Source organism: Paenibacillus sp. NRS-1782 (assembly GCF_050467685.1).
Lineage (GTDB): Bacteria > Bacillota > Bacilli > Paenibacillales > Paenibacillaceae > Paenibacillus > Paenibacillus terrae_A.
Window position 1 is genome coordinate 1 of sequence record NZ_JBITPH010000035.1, and the last position, 18,781, is coordinate 18,781.

Annotated in this window: 16 protein-coding genes, 11 tRNA genes and 1 rRNA gene; 26 read left to right on the forward strand and 2 right to left on the reverse strand. The window is 47.7% G+C overall.

Annotated elements, in window-relative coordinates; translation table 11 throughout:
• The 20 genes from ACIFQM_RS13010 to yajC all read left to right on the forward strand — a co-directional run.
• Positions 1-121 (forward strand): 23S ribosomal RNA (locus ACIFQM_RS13010); the annotation flags it as partial.
• Positions 122-189: 68 nt separating this feature from the next.
• Positions 190-265, forward strand: a tRNA-Asn gene (locus ACIFQM_RS13015).
• 3 nt (positions 266-268) lie between these two features.
• A tRNA-Ser gene (locus tag ACIFQM_RS13020) sits at positions 269-360 on the forward strand.
• A gap of 18 nt (positions 361-378) precedes the next feature.
• Positions 379-450, forward strand: a tRNA-Glu gene (locus tag ACIFQM_RS13025).
• A gap of 6 nt (positions 451-456) precedes the next feature.
• A tRNA-Val gene (locus ACIFQM_RS13030) sits at positions 457-532 on the forward strand.
• A 31-nt stretch (positions 533-563) separates the two neighbouring features.
• Positions 564-637, forward strand: a tRNA-Met gene (locus tag ACIFQM_RS13035).
• A gap of 25 nt (positions 638-662) precedes the next feature.
• Positions 663-739: transfer RNA gene (locus ACIFQM_RS13040), tRNA-Asp, on the forward strand.
• Between the two features lie 28 nt (positions 740-767).
• A tRNA-Lys gene (locus tag ACIFQM_RS13045) sits at positions 768-843 on the forward strand.
• Between the two features lie 35 nt (positions 844-878).
• Positions 879-953 (forward strand) — tRNA-Gly (locus tag ACIFQM_RS13050).
• A 5-nt stretch (positions 954-958) separates the two neighbouring features.
• Positions 959-1,035: transfer RNA gene (locus tag ACIFQM_RS13055), tRNA-Arg, on the forward strand.
• Positions 1,036-1,048: 13 nt separating this feature from the next.
• Positions 1,049-1,128: transfer RNA gene (locus ACIFQM_RS13060), tRNA-Leu, on the forward strand.
• 7 nt (positions 1,129-1,135) lie between these two features.
• Positions 1,136-1,209, forward strand: a tRNA-Pro gene (locus ACIFQM_RS13065).
• 118 nt (positions 1,210-1,327) lie between these two features.
• Entirely contained in the window at positions 1,328-2,032 is a 705-nt protein-coding gene (locus tag ACIFQM_RS13070; RefSeq protein WP_430037421.1) for a BofC C-terminal domain-containing protein, read from the forward strand.
• Between the two features lie 234 nt (positions 2,033-2,266).
• Positions 2,267-2,770 (forward strand): crossover junction endodeoxyribonuclease RuvC, encoded by a 504-nt coding sequence (ruvC, locus tag ACIFQM_RS13075; protein ID WP_430037424.1) that lies wholly within the window; start codon positions 2,267-2,269, stop codon positions 2,768-2,770.
• Positions 2,767-3,375, forward strand: coding sequence for a Holliday junction branch migration protein RuvA (ruvA, locus tag ACIFQM_RS13080; protein WP_430037428.1), 609 nt, complete (start codon positions 2,767-2,769; stop codon positions 3,373-3,375). Before ruvC ends, ruvA begins: the two co-directional genes overlap by 4 nt.
• Before the next feature lie 50 nt (positions 3,376-3,425).
• Positions 3,426-4,433, forward strand: a complete 1,008-nt coding sequence (ruvB, locus tag ACIFQM_RS13085) for a Holliday junction branch migration DNA helicase RuvB (RefSeq protein WP_025681892.1) — start codon at positions 3,426-3,428, stop codon at positions 4,431-4,433.
• A 277-nt stretch (positions 4,434-4,710) separates the two neighbouring features.
• The gene (locus tag ACIFQM_RS13090) at positions 4,711-6,804 is read left to right on the forward strand and encodes a SpoIID/LytB domain-containing protein (RefSeq protein WP_430037432.1); all 2,094 of its coding nucleotides are present in this window, start codon (positions 4,711-4,713) and stop codon (positions 6,802-6,804) included.
• Between the two features lie 7 nt (positions 6,805-6,811).
• On the forward strand, positions 6,812-7,840 hold the full coding sequence (queA, locus tag ACIFQM_RS13095) for a tRNA preQ1(34) S-adenosylmethionine ribosyltransferase-isomerase QueA (RefSeq protein WP_430037434.1): 1,029 nt from the start codon (positions 6,812-6,814) through the stop codon (positions 7,838-7,840).
• A 20-nt stretch (positions 7,841-7,860) separates the two neighbouring features.
• Complete coding sequence (gene tgt, locus ACIFQM_RS13100; RefSeq protein ID WP_430037436.1) at positions 7,861-9,000, forward strand: tRNA guanosine(34) transglycosylase Tgt; 1,140 nt, start codon at positions 7,861-7,863, stop codon at positions 8,998-9,000.
• Positions 9,001-9,035: 35 nt separating this feature from the next.
• On the forward strand, positions 9,036-9,371 hold the full coding sequence (gene yajC, locus ACIFQM_RS13105; RefSeq protein ID WP_430037439.1) for a preprotein translocase subunit YajC: 336 nt from the start codon (positions 9,036-9,038) through the stop codon (positions 9,369-9,371).
• Positions 9,372-9,449: 78 nt separating this feature from the next.
• Here yajC and ACIFQM_RS13110 read toward each other — a convergent pair whose 3' ends face one another.
• Positions 9,450-9,839, reverse strand: a complete 390-nt coding sequence (locus ACIFQM_RS13110; RefSeq protein ID WP_025681897.1) for a TIGR04086 family membrane protein — start codon at positions 9,837-9,839, stop codon at positions 9,450-9,452.
• A 203-nt stretch (positions 9,840-10,042) separates the two neighbouring features.
• Here ACIFQM_RS13110 and ACIFQM_RS13115 point away from each other — a divergent pair, with 203 nt between their 5' ends.
• Positions 10,043-10,822 (forward strand): YetF domain-containing protein, encoded by a 780-nt coding sequence (locus ACIFQM_RS13115; RefSeq protein ID WP_430037603.1) that lies wholly within the window; start codon positions 10,043-10,045, stop codon positions 10,820-10,822.
• 5 nt (positions 10,823-10,827) lie between these two features.
• Here ACIFQM_RS13115 and spoVB read toward each other — a convergent pair whose 3' ends face one another.
• The gene (gene spoVB, locus ACIFQM_RS13120) at positions 10,828-12,399 is read right to left on the reverse strand and encodes a stage V sporulation protein B (RefSeq protein WP_430037441.1); all 1,572 of its coding nucleotides are present in this window, start codon (positions 12,397-12,399) and stop codon (positions 10,828-10,830) included.
• Between the two features lie 306 nt (positions 12,400-12,705).
• Here spoVB and ACIFQM_RS13125 point away from each other — a divergent pair, with 306 nt between their 5' ends.
• The 5 genes from ACIFQM_RS13125 (at position 12,706) to recJ (ending at position 18,739) form a co-directional block, all read left to right on the forward strand.
• Entirely contained in the window at positions 12,706-12,963 is a 258-nt protein-coding gene (locus tag ACIFQM_RS13125; protein WP_013311570.1) for a post-transcriptional regulator, read from the forward strand.
• Between the two features lie 90 nt (positions 12,964-13,053).
• Positions 13,054-14,310, forward strand: coding sequence for a protein translocase subunit SecD (gene secD / locus ACIFQM_RS13130; RefSeq protein WP_430037444.1), 1,257 nt, complete (start codon positions 13,054-13,056; stop codon positions 14,308-14,310).
• Entirely contained in the window at positions 14,300-15,217 is a 918-nt protein-coding gene (secF, locus tag ACIFQM_RS13135; protein ID WP_430037447.1) for a protein translocase subunit SecF, read from the forward strand. Before secD ends, secF begins: the two co-directional genes overlap by 11 nt.
• 134 nt (positions 15,218-15,351) lie before the next feature.
• Positions 15,352-16,308, forward strand: a complete 957-nt coding sequence (locus ACIFQM_RS13140) for a cation diffusion facilitator family transporter (RefSeq protein WP_430037450.1) — start codon at positions 15,352-15,354, stop codon at positions 16,306-16,308.
• Between the two features lie 34 nt (positions 16,309-16,342).
• Positions 16,343-18,739: a single-stranded-DNA-specific exonuclease RecJ gene (gene recJ / locus ACIFQM_RS13145; protein WP_430037453.1), complete on the forward strand. Its 2,397-nt coding sequence runs from the start codon at positions 16,343-16,345 to the stop codon at positions 18,737-18,739.
• The last annotated feature ends 42 nt before the right edge of the window (positions 18,740-18,781 follow it).

Sequence of the window (18,781 nt, forward strand, 5' to 3'; positions counted from 1 at the left end):
CCTCAAGATGAGATTTCCCAAATAGTAAGACCCCTTGAAGACGACGAGGTAGATAGGTTGGGGGTGGAAGTGCAGTAATGCATGGAGCTGACCAATACTAATCGGTCGAGGGCTTATCCTAAGAATAAGACGCAATGAAGTTTCGGATCCAGTTTTCAGGGTGTAACCTTGAATGAATGATTATGTTATTCCCTGATAGCTCAGTTGGTAGAGCACTCGACTGTTAATCGAGTTGTCACAGGTTCGAGTCCTGTTCGGGGAGCCATATGGAGAGGTGTCCGAGTTGGCCGAAGGAGCACGATTGGAAATCGTGTAGGCGCCAAAAGCGTCTCGAGGGTTCGAATCCCTCTCTCTCCGCCAGATATTATTTATTGTTAAGGCCCGTTGGTCAAGCGGTTAAGACACCTCCCTTTCACGGAGGTAACAGGGGTTCGATTCCCCTACGGGTCATAATATGGAGGCTTAGCTCAGCTGGGAGAGCATCTGCCTTACAAGCAGAGGGTCGGGGGTTCGAGCCCCTCAGCCTCCACCATTTATCATTATATAGAATTCCCTAATATTATCGCGGGGTGGAGCAGTTCGGTAGCTCGTCGGGCTCATAACCCGAAGGTCACAGGTTCAAATCCTGTCCCCGCAATTCATTTCCCTAAGGAAATCCTTTTGGAACTGTGGTGTAGAGGCCTAACATGCCTGCCTGTCACGCAGGAGATCGCGGGTTCGAATCCCGTCAGTTCCGCCATTTTTACAAATTTATATTACCCTGTTGGGAGCCATTAGCTCAGTTGGTAGAGCACCTGACTTTTAATCAGGGTGTCGAAGGTTCGAGCCCTTCATGGCTCACCATTCATGAATTTATATGTCATGGATATCATTGTATTGCGGACGTGGCTCAGCGGTAGAGCATCGCCTTGCCAAGGCGAGGGTCGCGGGTTCGATTCCCGTCGTCCGCTCCATATTTGCGCCCTTAGCTCAGCTGGATAGAGCGTTTGACTACGAATCAAAAGGCCGGGAGTTCGAATCTCTCAGGGCGCGCCATTTAACTTCATAAGCCGGTGTGGCGGAATTGGCAGACGCGCGCGACTCAAAATCGTGAGGGAAACCGTGGAGGTTCGAGTCCTCTTACCGGCATATATTTCGGGATGTAGCTCAGCTTGGTAGAGCACCTGGTTTGGGACCAGGGGGTCGCATGTTCAAATCGTGTCATCCCGATTCAAAAGGAAAGTCGCTTGAAGAAGCGGCTTTTTTTGTTATATTTTTTGTCTTTTTTTGTATAAATCAGTAATCGTCAGGTCACACTAACACAAAAAGTGGGACGGAAGGGATTACTGTGAAGCGATTAAGCTGGAAAAAACAAATTAAACGACGCTGGAAGCAGTGGAGAAGAACGGTGTGGGCCTGTACTATTTTTGGATCGGCTTGTTTGCTGGCAGGTTTAGGTATCCTGTTTTCACGTTATATGCAGACTATGATGTCACAGTCCCTTGCTACTACCGTTATGGCGGACGTTGATACGGAGGAGCCTTCACACACGAGTCCGGCTGAAGTGCATTCCTCGCAGGTGCAGGTATTGCAAAGTATCCGTGCTTCTGGCATCAGCAGAAAGACTCATTTGTTAACTACCTATGTGTGTGGCACAGAGACACTTTCTTTGGGAACGTTAAGTTCTCAGCAGTTAGAGAGTTTGCTGAAGCAGCATCCCGATTGGAAGGGACGGTTAAATTCCAGGGGCGAGGTGTGGCTGGAGCGTAAAGTGGAGGATTTGTCGGAGTTATGCAAACAGCACGCCTACATGGGTATGAGTATGGATGGACAGCTTACTTTGTTTGAAGGACCGCCTAAAAAAGAAAAAGTAATTCGGACTTTCTTTCAGCTGGATGTGGGATCAATGGAGACGGCTCTGCCCGAGGGAGTGTATGAGCAGCTCCAGCAGGGAATCCGTGTGCAGGATATGAACGAATACAACAGCGTGATCTCCACTTTTGGTGATTTTGCGGTGGAACGAACACAGCGGGTATTGAAGCAGCAATATTGATTACATGCAAGTGGGAGGCGTGTGGCTTTGCCCGGGGGGTGAGGCGTACAACGTCTCTTTTTTTGTGATGAACTTAGAGTTAAACTTTTTACTCTATTAGATGCAAAGTTTTGTTATAATGAAATGAACGACACATATGTTCGCTTTGTTTAGTATTTGGCAATGATTATGGTTTTGATATTGATCGTTGATGGCTAGTTAACGCCGTATTTTGGCGATAGGGGAGAGATTTTTTTGCGTTTTCTAGGAATTGATCCGGGTATTGCAATTGTGGGCTTTGGATTTGTAGACAAGATTGGCAGTAAGGTGGTTCCTGTTCAATACGGTTGCATCCAGACGGAGGCCCATACACCGGAAGAAGAGCGGTTGCTTTATGTGTATGAGGGCATGCTGCAATTGATTGATAAATATAAGCCTGATGCGGTAGCGCTGGAGAAGCTTTTTTTTAATCGTAACGTAACAACCGCAATGTCTGTGAGTCAGGCGCGCGGTGTGCTGGTGCTGGCTGCGAAACAACGTGGTCTGCCTATAGGGGAATATACGCCTATGCAGGTGAAACAGGCTATTGTAGGGTATGGAAAGGCTGAGAAGAAGCAGGTACAGGAAATGGTTAGAATGTTTCTGAAGCTTCAAGTTGTGCCCAAACCGGATGATGTGGCGGATGCTTTGGCAGTGGCTATTTGTCATGCGCATTCATATGGACTAAATTCAAAGTTAAATGAGGTATTGCGAAAATGATAGATTTCTTGCGTGGTTCTGTGGCTCACTTGGAAAATGAATATGTCGTTTTGGATGTGCAGGGTGTCGGGTACCGGGTGTTTTGTCCGAATCCTTATGCCTTTGTTAAAACAGATAAGCCTGTTGTCATTTATATTCACCATCATGTAAGGGAAGATGCTATTTTATTGTTCGGTTTTGCGACCCGTGAGGAGCAGCAGTTGTTCCGTAAGCTCATTGATGTATCTGGAATTGGGCCGCGTGTGGCGCTTGGTATTTTGGGAGGCGGTACACCTACTCATGTGGTAACGGCAATCTATCAGGAGAACATCGCGTTTCTCACCAAGCTGCCGGGTATCGGTAAAAAGACAGCACAGCGCATGATTCTGGATTTGAAGGACAAGCTGGACGGCATCGGCTCAGTCAGCATTGCGACCGGATTGTTTGCGGAGCCTGTCGTGGAAGAGGGTTCCTATTGGAGCGAGGCACGAGAAGCGCTCAAGGCGTTGGGCTACACAGATGCGGAGCTGGATATGGTATGGAGCAGAATGAAGAAAGACGCGAAACCTGATGAATCTGCCGATATTTTGATGAAACGGGCTTTGCAACTGTTGTTTGCCGGATAGGACGATGATGTCCGTTAAAGAAGTCTGATGAAAAGGAGGAGCGATGGAATATGGATGACCGGATTATTTCCGCCAATTTGATGATGGAAGACCAGACGGCGGAGCTAAGCCTTCGCCCCCGTTATCTGAATGAATATATCGGGCAAAATCAGGTGAAAGAAAATTTGAAAATATATATTGAAGCGGCCAAAATGCGTAAAGAGGCGCTGGATCATGTGCTGCTGTACGGCCCGCCTGGACTGGGCAAAACGACGCTCGCCAATATTATCGCCAACGAGCTTGGTGTTAATTTACGCACGACCTCAGGCCCGGCAATTGAAAGACCTGGGGACCTGGCGGCGTTGCTGACTAATCTTCAAGAGGGCGATGTTTTGTTCATTGACGAGATACATCGCCTGCACCGTACGGTGGAAGAAGTCATGTATCCGGCAATGGAGGATTTTGCTCTGGACATTATGATTGGTAAAGGCCCGAGTGCGCGTTCGGTTCGTCTGGATTTGCCGCCCTTTACGCTTATAGGGGCTACTACGCGCGCTGGGCTGCTTTCTGCGCCGTTGCGTGACCGATTTGGTGTCATTAGTCGGTTGGAGTTCTATACGACAGACGAGCTGGCCTACATCGTATCAAGGAACGCAGATATTATGGAGATTGAGATTGTCGGGGATGCGGCCGAGGAAATTGCATTGCGTTCACGGGGGACACCACGGATTGCGAATCGGCTGTTAAAAAGGGTACGTGATTTTGCCCAAGTTGCAGGAGACGGTATTATTCATTCGGAGCTGGCCGCAGAGGCGTTGAAGAGATTGCAAATTGATCCGCGCGGACTGGATGAAATTGACCATAAAATGCTTAAGGCGATGATTCATTCATTCCGTGGCGGACCTGTGGGATTGGATACAATTGCAGCGACCATTGGTGAAGAAAGTCAGACGATCGAGGATGTGTATGAGCCATATTTATTGCAAATCGGCCTTCTGCAAAGAACGCCGCGGGGACGGATGGTGACTCCGGCGGCCTATGCTCACCTCGGAATTCCCATGCCAACGGATTCACGGTGAGCAGGGAATGTGTACTTTTATCACATGGAACAGGCAGTATCGCCTCATACACAGAAAAATGTAGCTGAAATTAGTTCTTAACGTGATTACACGGCTATGTACTCGTATGATATTGTGAGACGAATGGTATGGAAAAGAGAGTGCGTTTAATTAAGATTTGAGCGGGTTCAAGTTTAGGCGTATTTCGCCGATGTATTAAAAGGGACAGGTATGAGTTAAGTCCCCGCCAAATCATGCAGTATGCGTGCTATGACAGCCAGAAATGGGGGAGCCAGAAATGAGTGAAAAGGCGTTAAATCAAAACACAATTTTCGGCACATGGGCGTGTCGGGCCAAACGGGCAACAGCGGCTATCGTATTAGCTGTAGTTTGCTTGCCTTGGTCTTCGACTGTTCACGCCGCTGCCACCCAAGAGGATATTCGTGTAGTGATCTTTGCGGATCTGGGCAGCAAATATAAAGCGACTACACCCGCTGTTACCTTGAAATCATCAGGGGCTTTGAGTGTCGGACAAAACAGTGGGGGCAGCTTTCAGGCCTGGACGGGACTTCCGGACAGCACAGCACGCTTTAGTGTAGACAGCTATCGGGTGAAGGTACTGGAAGGAAATGAAGCGGCTGCCATAAAAGCGGCTCAAGTGTTGCAGAAGACCAATGATAAACCGACGGTTTTTATTGGCTCGAAAAACGGTAGCTCTGTCTATCAGGTGTATGCGGGAATATATGCGAGTGAACAGGCGGCACAGGCCGCTGTACAGCGCATTTCTACTGCAACCGGAGCACAGGTGGAAGTTACGGGGAACAAGCATTGGTCTACAGGGAACTATGGTAGTGAGCAAGAGGCCAATCTCGTCCGAACGACGATTGCTGCCGCAGGTTTTGATGCTTTTACCGTAGTTCAATCGAGAGGTCAATATGCTGTGTGGATCGGTGAAGAGAGTAATGACAGCAAGTTGTCCGCTTTGAAAACAGAACTGGAAAGCAAGCAACCGCGACTCACCCTCTCTAAAGTCAACGCTACTCAAACTGGACTGATTGTGAGACAGGAAGCAGGAGTAACGACAGGCTCTCAGGTGATGACTCATTACGTGCTGAGTGGTTCTGATAATAGCAAGGTTATTGTCAACGGAGACAACGATGGAATTCAAGTGGTTGAGAGATCACAGCGTACATATCGTGGAGACATGGAGATTGGCATGACGTCAGGACAGCTAGCGCTAGTAAACGAAGTGCCGTTGGAGCAGTATTTGTATTCCGTGGTAGGAGCTGAGGTCTATTCCTCATGGCCGGGTGAAGCACTCAAGGCACAAGCGGTAGCGGCTCGCAGCTATGCGCTTGCCCAAGGCAATCGTTTTCAGATCGGGAACGTGGTGGATGGAACGTTAAGCCAGGCTTATAACGGCAAAGGCTCAGAGCATGCGAATGTTAGCGAGGCTGTAGATGCAACTGCTGGTGAAGTGATTAAAAGTGGTGGCAAGGTGGTCGAAGCTGTATTTTCATCCAATGCGGGTGGCGTTACAGCGGATGCTTCCGAGGTGTGGAATAGTGGCGGCGAAGCGTTTGCCAGCGTAGATAGCTCTGGAGATACTTCGGCGCAAAAAGGAGCACAAGAGTGGTATCATGTGCTTCTCTCGAGTGGAAAGACAGGCTATATCCGAGCAGATAACGTTAAGGAGTTGGAGGGAGTCACAGAGGCGGGGCTAGACAAGGTCACCGTGACTGCTGAAAATACCAATGTACGTCCCATTCCTCAAATTCAATCAAACGTGTCAGCAGTAGCCAAGGTACAACCGGGCGAAGAAATGATTGTATTGGAAAAGGTGCCTCAATCTGGAGACTACGCATGGGTGCGGGGACCCTTTACGGCTGCTCAGCTTGTAAAATCCTTGCAAGGGAAAGTAACGGGCACAGTACCGTCCTCTATTGACCATCTCGATGTCACCAAACGCGGTCCGAGTGGACGAGTGCTGGAGGTTGAAGCGAACGGATCGCCTTTAAAGGTGAAGTATCCTGATATGTTTCGTTCAGCGATGGGAGGATTGCCGAGCACGCTGTTTGATATTGCGAGTACTGGCAGTTATACTGTATTAGGCGCTGATGGGGCTACTACTCATGTAAATGGTGCACAGGGAACTTCAATCCTGTCGGCATCAGGGAGCAGCACTTCCAATGGTAATGGGGTGATTGTCATGAATGAAGATCGTCATGCGCGAGTCATCGACAAAACGCAAAGCTTTATTTTTACAGGCAAAGGGAATGGTCACGGTTTGGGCTTGTCACAATGGGGAGCCAACGGTTTGGCTGATCAGGGGTATGATTACAAGAAAATTTTGCAACACTATTACAAAAATGTGGATATAGTTAAGGACTGACCAATATATGAACGTAAACGATTATGATTTTGAATTACCTGAAACATTAATTGCACAGACGCCTTTGCTTGAACGTAGTGCTTCCAGACTGCTGACGTTGAATAAGGGTAGCGGTGAAGTGGGTCATCATACATTTTCAGATATTGTGCAGTATCTCCAACCGGGCGATACGCTGGTGCTAAATGATACGCGAGTGATTCCTGCACGCTTGTTTGGTATCAAGGAAGACACGGGAGCTAAGGCCGAGGTGTTACTGCTCAAGCCACTGGAGGGTGACCGATGGGAAGCATTGGTCAAACCCGGCAAGAAGTTGAAAAAGGGCGCGGTCATCGTTTTCGGTGATGAGTTGAAGGCGGTCATTGAGGAAGAAGGCGATATGGGCGGAAGAGTGCTCTCATTCTCATATGAAGGTATTTTTCAGGAGATATTGGATCGTCTTGGGAAAATGCCGCTTCCACCGTATATCAAGGAGCAACTGGATGACCGTGAGCGTTATCAGACGGTTTATGCCCGGCACGAAGGCTCAGCCGCGGCTCCAACCGCAGGTTTACATTTTACAGAGGAATTGCTGGACCGAATTAGAGAAAAGGGTGTTTCCATTGCTTTTGTCACCCTTCACGTCGGTTTAGGAACGTTCAGACCCATGTCTGTGGATACGATTGAAGAGCATGTGATGCATGAAGAATATTATTCATTGTCACAGGAAACGGCAGATGTGCTGAATGAAACCAAAGCGCGTGGCGGAAGAGTCGTAGCGGTGGGGACAACCAGTTGTCGGACGCTGGAGACGGTGGGCAATACATTCGGTGACGAACTATTACAGGCCAGCAGCGGCTGGACGCAGATTTTTATTTATCCAGGTTATGAATTCCGTGTGGTAGATGCGATGATTACGAATTTTCATTTGCCTAAATCCACATTGGTTATGCTGGTCAGCGCACTGGCGGGCAGGGAGAATATTATGCATGCTTACCAGGAGGCGATTGACCAGGAATATCGGTTTTTCAGCTTTGGGGACGCAATGTTCATTTATTAATTAAGGATGGTAGAGAAAATATGGCACCAGCAATAAGATACGAACATATTAAAACCTGCAAACAATCGGGTGCTCGTCTCGGTCGTGTGCATACACCTCACGGGGTTATTGAGACACCAACCTTTATGCCTGTAGGGACACAAGCTACAGTTAAAACGATGAGTCCTGAGGAACTGAAAGAAATGGATGCTCATATTATTTTGAGTAATACGTATCATCTGTTTCTTCGACCTGGTCACGATATTATTCGTGAAGCAGGCGGGCTGCACAAGTTTATGAACTGGGATCGTCCTATTTTAACGGACAGCGGCGGGTTTCAAGTGTTTTCATTGAGTGAAATGCGTAAAATTACGGAGGAGGGCGTTCATTTTCGCTCCCACTTGAATGGAGATAAGAAGTTTCTTTCGCCAGAAGTGGCCATGGAAATTCAAAACTCGCTCGGCTCGGATATTATGATGGCCTTTGATGAATGTCCTCCTTTTCCGGCTGAATATGAGTATGTGAAAAAGTCGTTGGAACGCACCAGCCGTTGGGCTGAGCGCTGTTTGGAGGCGCATGCGCGTCCTCTTGATCAAGGGTTGTTTGCCATTGTTCAGGGAGGGATGCATGAAGATCTGCGAAAGCAGAGCGCGGCGGATTTGACTTCCATGGATTTCCCGGGGTATGCTATTGGTGGACTGAGCGTAGGTGAACCGAAGCATTTGATGTATGAAGTGCTGGATTATACGCTTCCTCTGCTTCCCACTAACAAGCCACGCTACTTGATGGGCGTAGGTTCTCCGGATGCCTTAATTGAAGGCGCTATCCGTGGTGTGGATATGTTTGATTGCGTACTTCCAACACGAATTGCTCGCAACGGGACGACGATGACCAGCCAAGGCCGTCTTGTCGTTCGCAATGCCCAATATGCAAGAGATTTCGGTCCGCTTGATCCGGCTTGTGATTGCTATACCTGTCGTAATTATTCACGTGCTTACTTACGACACTTGATTAAAGCGGATGAAACCTTCGGGCTCCGACTGACAACGTATCATAATTTGCATTTCTTAATTCAATTGATGCGCAATGTCAGACAAGCGATTATGGATGACAGACTGCTTGATTTCCGCGATGAATTTTTTGAGCAGTATGGTCTTCATGATAATGATAAAGGTTTTTAAGTTTTAGGGGAGAGTATACGAAAGGGGGATTTAATATGTTTCAATTTGCTACAGCTGCAGCTGCACCTGGTGGAGCTGGGGGGCTTTTTCAAATGATTTGGCCACTGGCTCTGATGTTTGTAATCTTCTATTTCTTGCTGATTCGTCCGAATCAGAAAAAACAGAAGCAGCGTCAAACGATGCTTCAAGCCTTGAAAAAGGGTGATAAAGTGATTACAATCGGAGGTCTTCACGGTACAATTTTGGAGATTACGGATGATGTGGTCGTTTTGCGTGTCAATGATGTTACGAAGCTAACCTTTGATCGCAGCGCAATCAGCAATGCGATTGCAAAAGATTCTGCTTCCGAGGAAGTTGTTTCCAAATCATAGAATATTAGCATAACATGCAAAAACCGAGCCTTGGAGTAGGGCTCGGTTTTTTGTGTTGTTTCGCCACATACATTTTGATTATTTGCTCAGGTTAATCCCAAACATACCGCCCCCGGCTCCAATGATAAAGGCAATTCCCAGGTGCAAAAGATCCTTGGCGTTCATGCCTGCATCCAGTGCCAGAAAACCGACCAGCAGCACGATTAGCCCATACAGGATGCCTGTAATACCGCCTTGATACCAGCCTTTGTTCGTAGATCTTTTACCGGCGACGAAGCCGCCAGATACCATGGCGAATGCATGAACGATGTACGTATACAACGATAAATCCTGTTCCTGCATCTGTGTCAGCCACAAGAGTAGCGAAAGGATAAATGCGCCCAGAAGCATCCATGCAAAAGCATAAAACAAGCCGGATAAAATGGGATGGGCCAGACGAAACGAACACCAGCGGCGAATGAGCTCCATTGATAATTCCTCCTGTACCAAGGTTTGAACTATTATAATTCTATGGCCAAGCCTCCCGGCTTAGTACCAAGTCGTAAGCAGTCTTTGTCTTTATTTGAATAATTTAACCTTTTGATTTTTGTATGGTTGATATGAGAAACGGTCAGAATACGTGTACAATGAACGGCGAATGTCTTGTCGCAAGTACAGGAGGAGGCGACATGTTGGGGCACGATATTTTTGCACATGTATTTCGAACGTTGCTCATGTATTTTATTGTATTTCTGGTTATGCGCTTAATGGGTAAACGGGAGATCGGAAAATTATCTGTTTTTGACCTCGTGATATCCATTATGATTGCGGAAATCGCTGTATTTAGTTTGGAAGATGTAAAACGTCCGTTGTATGAAGGTCTGATTCCTTTGGGCGTGCTTCTGATTTTGCAGATCGGCATTTCGTATTTCAGTCTTAAAAGTCGGCGTCTACGGCTGCTGTTTGATGGTAAGCCCAGTGTATTGTTCTCCAATGGACAAATAAACAGAGGAGAAATGCTGAAGCAACGCTACAATTTAGATGATCTGCTGTTACAACTTCGGGAACAAAATATCGAAGGCTTGGACGATGTAGAATATGTTATTTTGGAAACGACAGGCAAGCTCACGGTCATACGTAAAGATGATGAAGTTGGAAATAGTGAATCTGAAAAGCAGACACCAAATTTAGAACAAACGAATTTGATAAACAATGATCAACAGGAGAATAAAGTCCATCCTTCGCCTCAAATCGGCGGGAAGTTTAGATATGAGGGTCTTCCCATTCCGTTGATTATGGATGGCAAGGTGCTGGATCGAAATTTGGAGCGCATGGATATGAACCGTTTTTGGCTTAAAAATCAGATTCAAGCTCAAGGACATAAGGATTTTAAGGATGTTTTCTTGTGCTCGGTTAACCATAAAGGCGATGTATATATTACGCCGCCTGCCTTTGGGGAATCCTCTAATTAAGCCTGCTATGCTTTAAACCATCTTCTCAGGACGGGGATACGGTTGAGGTTGCCCCAGTCAATCATTTTGGTCAGAGTCATCAGAAAAAGGTACAGAATAATGCCCAAGCCTGCGGCGAAAAGAAATTGCAGCCACATTTGACTGAAAAACGCTAGATGTCTGTAAGTATATAAGACGGCAGCCGCCATGATAATCATGCCGACTCCGGTTTTCCAGAAATCAAGCAGCCGCACTCTAAACCGAAGTAGTCTGCTTACACTGAAGCCATGCAAAAGAGTGACTATGGAACTGTTGATACAAATGGCAATGACAGCTCCATAAATACCGTATTGAGGCTGGGAAGCAAGCCAGACGATAAGCACGATTTTGAAAACGGCTCCGACAAAGGTATTGAATAAGGCGCTTCCGGGACGATCCAGAGCCTGAAGTGCTGCCTGAAGCGGGGCCTGAATGTACATAAAAAGAGCAAAAGGAGCCATGAGCTTAAGCATGCCCGCAATGTCGCCATTGTTGTAGAGGAGTAGGCACAGAGGCTCTGCCAATACGTACATAATGACAGCAAAAGGGGCTCCTGCAACTAAAGCAAGCCGAAGGGATTGATGCAATCGCTTATGAATGGCTGTCAATTGTCCCTTGGCAGCAGCTTCGGATAAAGAAGGTACAAGGGAAACAGCCAGTGAACTGGTGAGGACACCAGGCAGTAATAACACTGGAATGATCATACCCTGCATGGCTCCGTATTGGGCGGTTGCCACTCCGGTGGCAATACCTGCTACGGCCAGGCTACGCATACATAGAATAGATTCGAGCAAATAGGACAACGATCCTACAAGTCTTCCGGCTGTTACGGGAACCGATATAGACAGAAGCCGTGACAACACAGACGGTTGTTCGGAATGAGCACCTGAAGATGGAGAAACTTCTGGTTGGGGTATATGAACTTTTTGCTGGTTCCACTTGTATTGCCACAGAAGAACAATCATGCCAATGAGTTCACCCGCCAGCGCACCGAGCATCGCGCCCGCAGCAGCATAGGCCATGCCATACGGAAGGAGCAGATAAGCAAACCAGATGACGCAAAAAATGCGCATGACAGTCTCCGCAATGGAGGAGCTTGCGGACGGAATCATATTTTGTTTTCCCTGAAAATAGCCTCTGTAGGCAGAGGAAACAGCAACAATAACAATCATCGGACTCATGCTGACAAATGTATAATAAACACGGCTGTCTGTCAGCAGGTGGCTTGTAATCCAGGGGGCAAAGAGAAGACAGAGCACCATGGCCAGCAGGCTAAGTGTAACGGTGAAACGCAGACTTGTGTGCAAAATACGCCGTGATATTTCAGGCTGACCAGCCGTTTCAGATTCGGCTACAAGCTTGGCTACGGCAAGTGGTATCCCTCCGGTAATAAGGGTTACCAACACGATAAAAAAGGGATACCCCTGTTGGTACAAGCCGACTCCTTCGGGACCGATAATACGCGGGAGCGCGATTCGCGGAATAAAACCCAGCAGCCGATTGATAATTCCAGCCGCTAATAAAATAATTGCTCCATGGATGAATGTCTGCTTTTTCAATCGCAACTCCCTCTTCCCCAAAATGAATTCCGCGTCTATGTGTTACTTTAAAAGATATGCCAGACCTGTCCATGTTCATGACAAGCTTTTCCGAATGAAAGCAGAGGGATCAGGATAACCAGAGGGGGAGTGGTGAATTCTGCTATTGACGATCGAAATGAATGCATATATTGTTGGTTTACGGCTATTTTCGACGAAAAAGAAGGGTTTTCCAGGATCAGGGCAGAAATGTTCTATAAAGCAGTCAATAACCCCGCTAATTGCTGATCTGCGGAACCGGAGTCGCTGGGAGGAGGAACGGCCATCGTGGGTATGGAAGAGCTGGATGAGCAGGATTGGGATGACGCAATTGAGATGCTGTGTCAAAGCAAGGCGGACGAGTTGATTCTCGTAGGCTATGAGCATGTCACAAGCAAGGACGTGTGGAATTGCGTAAGCCATAAATATGAAAAGGAGGGTATTCCTCCGCTGCACAAGCTCGTTAACGATATACTTTCCCTTAAAGCGACGAGCTTTATGAACTATTTGACAATGTCCGCATTACGGGGCTCCACTTTCGAATAGAAGGGGGTCTTTTTTTGCGTTCAAATTGACTGCTTTTTGAGGGGTAGCTATAATAGGAATATTGAGAATGAAAGGGGAACATGGGACGGAATGAAGAGAATTCTAAGTTTCATCGTGGTCGTGCTCATAACCACTGGTGTTATGGTTGGGACAAGCCCGGGCCTGCTGAACAGTTTAAAACTAGGCCTCGATTTAAAGGGAGGCTTTGAAATTTTATATGAAGCCCAGCCTTTGGAAGCCGGGCAGAGTGTAACCAGACAGTCTCTCATACAAACAGCTCAAAGTCTGGAGAGACGGATTAATGCGCTCGGTACGACTGAGCCGGAAGTAACAACAGAGGGCACCAACCGTATTCGTGTGCGGCTTGCTGGTGTCTCCAATGAGGCAGAAGTCCGCTCCATGCTGAAAAAGCCTGCCGAGCTAACGTTCCGCAGTGCGACGGCAGCGGATGCTAAAAAGCCGGGCCAATACAGCAAAGTTGAGCTTCGTGGTAATGATTTTGTGGAGAATGGCGCTGTTGTTGGCTTTGACCAGCTGAACCAACCTGAAATTAGTATCAAAGTGAAAGACAAAGCCAAGTTTGCAGAGATCACAAAGCGACTTCTTAACAAAGAGTTGGCTATTTTTCTGGATCAGGAATTACTTTCTGCACCTACGGTACGTGGAGAACTGACGGATGGCAGTGCGTCGATCACAGGTAACTATACTCGTGATGAAGCGAACAAGCTGGCCGATACGATTAACCTGGGAGCACTTCCGCTCAAACTGACGGAAAAATATTCCCAGAGTGTAGGCGCTACACTGGGCCAATTGTCACTGGATCAGACGATCCGTGCCGGTTTGATTGGTTCGATCATTATTCTGGTATTCATGATTTTGATGTTCCGTGTACCGGGACTGGTTGCCAGCTTCTGTCTCATCGTTCATACCTGGCTGGTGCTTGCCATCTTCTACTTGGGCGGGTTTGTACTCACGCTTCCGGGTATTGCAGCGTTCGTGCTGGGGATCGGGATGGCAGTCGATGCCAATATCATTACGTATGAGCGGATTAAAGAAGAAATCAAGACAGGTAAGACGATTCGTTCTTCTGTCATCGCAGGCGGTAAAGCCTCATTCCGTACCGTTATGGACGCCAATATTACAACCATTATAGCGGCTGCTGTTATGTTCGGTCTGGGAACAGGCTCGGTTAGAGGTTTCGCTCTGGTGCTCATCGTTGATATTGTCACCAGTATTTTGACGAATATCTTCTTCTCCCGTTTCTTGCTCAATCTGCTGGTTAAAGCGGATGTTGTGAAGAAGCCCAAGTATTTTGGTGTGAAGGAGAGTGATATCAGTGCGCTTTAATTGGGACTATAAATATGTCAAGATGAGCAAATGGTTTTACACATTCTCAATTATTCTTACGCTGCTAGGCATTTTGAGTTTGTCCATATTTGGTTTGAATTACGGTGTTGACTTTCGTTCCGGTTCCAACGTGGATGTCAATTTGACTAAAGCAGTTACACAAGAACAGATTCAAACTTTGCTGGACAAGAAGGGTATCGGCAAAGAGGTGGATTATACGCCGGGTAAAGAACGCTTTGGTATTCGCTTTTCGCAGGTACTGACGGATCAGCAAGTGAATGATTTTAAAACATCTTTTAATAAAGAGCTTGATCCAAAGGCTTCCTTTGAGGTTAATACGGTGGATACGGAAATGGCGCAAGAGCTGGAGCGAAATGCAATATGGGCAATTTTGCTGGCCTGTGTAGCCATCGCTGCCTATATCTCGATCCGGTTTGAATGGCGGTTCGCCATTGCAGCCATCGTTTCGCTATTGCATGATGCGTTTCTCGTTATCAGTATTTTCTCCATCTTCCGACTTGAGGTGAATTTGACCTTTATTACGGCAATTCTGACGATTGTCGGCTTCTCCATTAATGACACCGTCGTTATTTTTGACCGTATTCGGGAAAATTTACGATTTGCCAAGAAGAAGTCCAGGGACGACTTGGAACAGGTGGTCGATCACAGTATTGCACAGACAATGACTCGTTCACTTGCAACGGTGTTTACTGTGTTTATTGCCTCCGTGTGCTTGTTCATTTTTGGCGGAGAGTCAATTCGGATGTTCTCGCTTGCGATGGTTATTGGTTTGTTGTTCGGTGCTTATTCTTCCATCTTCATTGCCAGCCCGTTGTGGGTAGCTTTGAAAGGAAAACAGAAGCCTTCGGCAACTGGCGGCAGTGTGGCCAAGATTGAAAAGTCTTAAATTACGCTTAATTTCACAACAGTATGAATGAAAGAGAAAGCCGCGTCTGCATGGGCGCGGTTTTCTAAGGTTTGGAGAATTTGACATAGAGCATTACCGGGGAATTGTCAGTTCAGGATTGAGGAGGAGACGTTGTGAATAGCGAACGCAGCCGATCATTGGAAACTGCGGCGTGGAGCGGGATTGTGGGTAATCTTGCACTGGCTGTTCTAAAGGGAACCGTTGGTTATACGGCAAACAGCAAGGCGTTGATGGGGGATGCGCTGCACACGGCTGCGGATAGTGCTTCCCGTTTGAAGGAGCTTTTGTTTTCCAAAGGTGCAGCAGAGCATGGTATACTGGCATGGTTGCGAAACGGTGAAAAAGTCCGGACTGTCATATCGGTGGTACTGGCTATATTGGTTCTAATGAGTGGTCTTCAGTTGGGCATATCGGCTGTTCGTTCTTTAAGCAGTCCAGACCCGCAGGCTCCAGGTCTGTATGCACTAATTGCTGCTTTCACTGCTTTGGTACTGAGAGAGTCACTGTTTCAGTTTCAATACCGCTACTCCATTAAACATGGTCATAAGACTGAAGCAGATTTGTACGCTAATCATGAACGGTATTCGCTGTATGCGTCGCTGATTGCTTTGATCGGCATGATTGGGGCAATGACAGGCGAAGCGATGGAATGGCCAGCATTATTATATCTTGACCCGACCGCTGCGTTGCTGGTAGCTTGTCTAGTGTTGCGTAAAGGATATCTGATGGTACTGAATACCGCCTATCCGGCTCCTGCACAACCTCTGCGTGAGGAAGACTCACAACGCTTTATGGAGACGATACAGCGGGTGCATGGTATCGTAACAGTTGAGCATCTGCATGCACAGGAAGCAGGTCATTTTATAACTGTGGATGTAACCATTAGCGTGAATCCCCGGATTACCGTGCAAGAAGCGCAGGAAATTGCTGATCGGGCAAAAAATCTGCTACTGGCACGTTTTCCGCAGGTGACCCATGTACAGATGCAGTTCGTTTCTTATCAAGCCGGGTATCCTTACAAGTCTAATCATGAGCTACCGGATAATGATGTGTCGTCCTTGCTGCAATAATAGCAGGGCGACTATGAAAGAAAGGTGAATAGGATTGCTTCATTCGCAGTACCGATGGAAGACCCCAGAGGTTAACCTGGAAGCGGCTCAGTCGTTGACGGAAGAGCTGGGGATTTCACCATTGTTGTCTCGGCTGCTAGTGAATCGGGGTGTCACTACGGCCGGGGAAGCAAACCGCTTTTTGTACGGAAGTGTAGACGACATACACGACCCTTTTCTGCTACTGGGCATGCAAGAGGCAGTGCCAAGGATCAGTAGGGCGTTAGAACGTGGCGAACACATATTAATTTATGGTGATTATGATGCGGACGGGGTATCCAGTACGTCATTGATGATTCAGCTTATGCGCTTCCTGAAAGCTTCGTATGATATTTATATTCCGCACCGCTCCAATGAGGGATATGGACTGCACAATCATGCCCTTGATTGGGCTAACCAGCAGGGGATTACGCTCGTCATTACAGTGGATACGGGAATTAGTGCAGTAGAGCAAATCGCTTATGCGGCAACCTTGGGTATGGATGTTATTGTTACAGACCATCACGAGCCTCCTGCTGTACTTCCTGAAGCGTATGCTCTGATCAATCCTAAGCTACCCGGATGTCCCTATCCATTCAAGGGTCTTGCTGGTGTAGGTGTCGCTCTAAAGCTGGCACAGGCGCTGCTGGGTGAAGTACCCGAGGAATGGTTTGAAATTGCTGCTATCGGTACGGTAGCTGATCTGATGCCGTTACATGGTGAGAACCGAACGATGGTACGCAGAGGGATTCAGTCGATGAGAAGCTCTGCGTTTCCGGGTATTCGGGCGTTGCTTGGTGTAGCGGGAGTGGATATGTCTACAGTGACCTCTGTCAACATTGCATTTGCCTTGGCTCCCCGGATTAATGCCAGTGGACGTCTGGATCATGCAGGACGGGCGGTCTCCCTTTTGACGACAGAGCAGGAGGGAGAAGCGGATCAGCTCGCGCATGCGCTGGATCTGCTCAATCGGGAGCGTCAGCAAGTGGTTGAACGTATTGTAGAGCAAGCCGAGCAGCAGCTGGCAGCCAAGCTGAATGGAAGCACGCTGCCGTCTGTCATCGTATTGGCAGGTGAAGGCTGGAACGTGGGTGTCGTGGGGATTGTGGCATCCAAGTTGCTGGATCGCTATTATCGTCCAACCATTATTCTGGGCATAGATACAGAGACAGGAATGTGCAAAGGGTCTGCCCGTTCTATTCCGGCCTTGGATATTTATAGTGCTCTGACAGACAGTCATGACCTGATGGAGCACTTTGGCGGTCATCCTTCGGCTGCGGGTATGACGCTGTCTCGCGACAATCTGGCATTATTTGAGGAACGGTTAAATCGCTATGCCGCTTCCATTTTGACGCTAGACAATCTCGTTCCTGTAGCCGAGGCAGACATGGTCTGTCGTTTGGACGAGGTATCTTTACAGGTGGTTGAAGAACTGGAGTTACTACAGCCCTTTGGTATGGGGAATCCTTCTCCACGTTTCGTGTTACAGGGTCTTCAATTGCGTGAGGCCCGTAAAATGGGGCGTGAGAAAAATCATGTCAAGCTGTTGCTGGAGCAGAACGGATTATCGCTGGATGCGGTTGCCTTTCGACGTGGTGATCTGGCCGATTTTTTGCAGCAGCAAACTGAGCTTGATCTGATGGGCGAGCTTTCTATTAATGAGTGGAACGGCAAACGCTCCCTCCAGCTGATGATGCAGGATATCCGTGTACAGGCTCCGCAAATTTTTGATTATCGGGGAGTATCGGACCCTTTTGCCGAGCTGGAGCGGGGGCTTAAGATTTTTCATCCTCGTATAGAAGCACGAAAAAATGACGTTGCTGTTGTGATGCATCCATCGTCCAGGCTCCGTCCGTCTCGTCCAGTGAACGTCGAATCCATATGGGTATATGATAAGGAGGGCGGCGTTACTCCCAGTCATGATCGAAGGGATACGCAGCACTCTGTAAAGTCACTGTTCGTGCTGGAGCCACCAGATACGCCAGAGCAGTTGCAGGCATTGTGGTCTACGTTTGAAGATGTGGAGAATGTGTTTCTTCTTCATTCGGTCAGTGAACGAGGCGGTCGGCTCGTCAGCCCGGACAGGGAGCTGTTTAAGCGTATTTACGTTGTGCTTTCCCAAGTAGGGACGCAGCCTGTGGACGAAAAAGCCATGCTGCCTGCTCTTAGCCGCCAATGCTCCTGTTCAGTACGAATGCTATCTAAAGTGCTGGACATTTTCGAGGAGCTTGAGTTTATAACGCGTACAAAAGGGCGATTCTGTTTTGTTTCCAATCCACCCAAGCGAGATTTAACGGCTTCTCCACGTTATCAGGAATTGCATGATATGGCTGAAATGGAGCGTTATTTACTGGATGCGGATACAACCCAGATGACAAGCTGGATTATGTCGCTTATGAAGGGCGCGTCTTGAGGCATACCCTCAAAGTCAATGATGTAGGCTGGACATACTAAT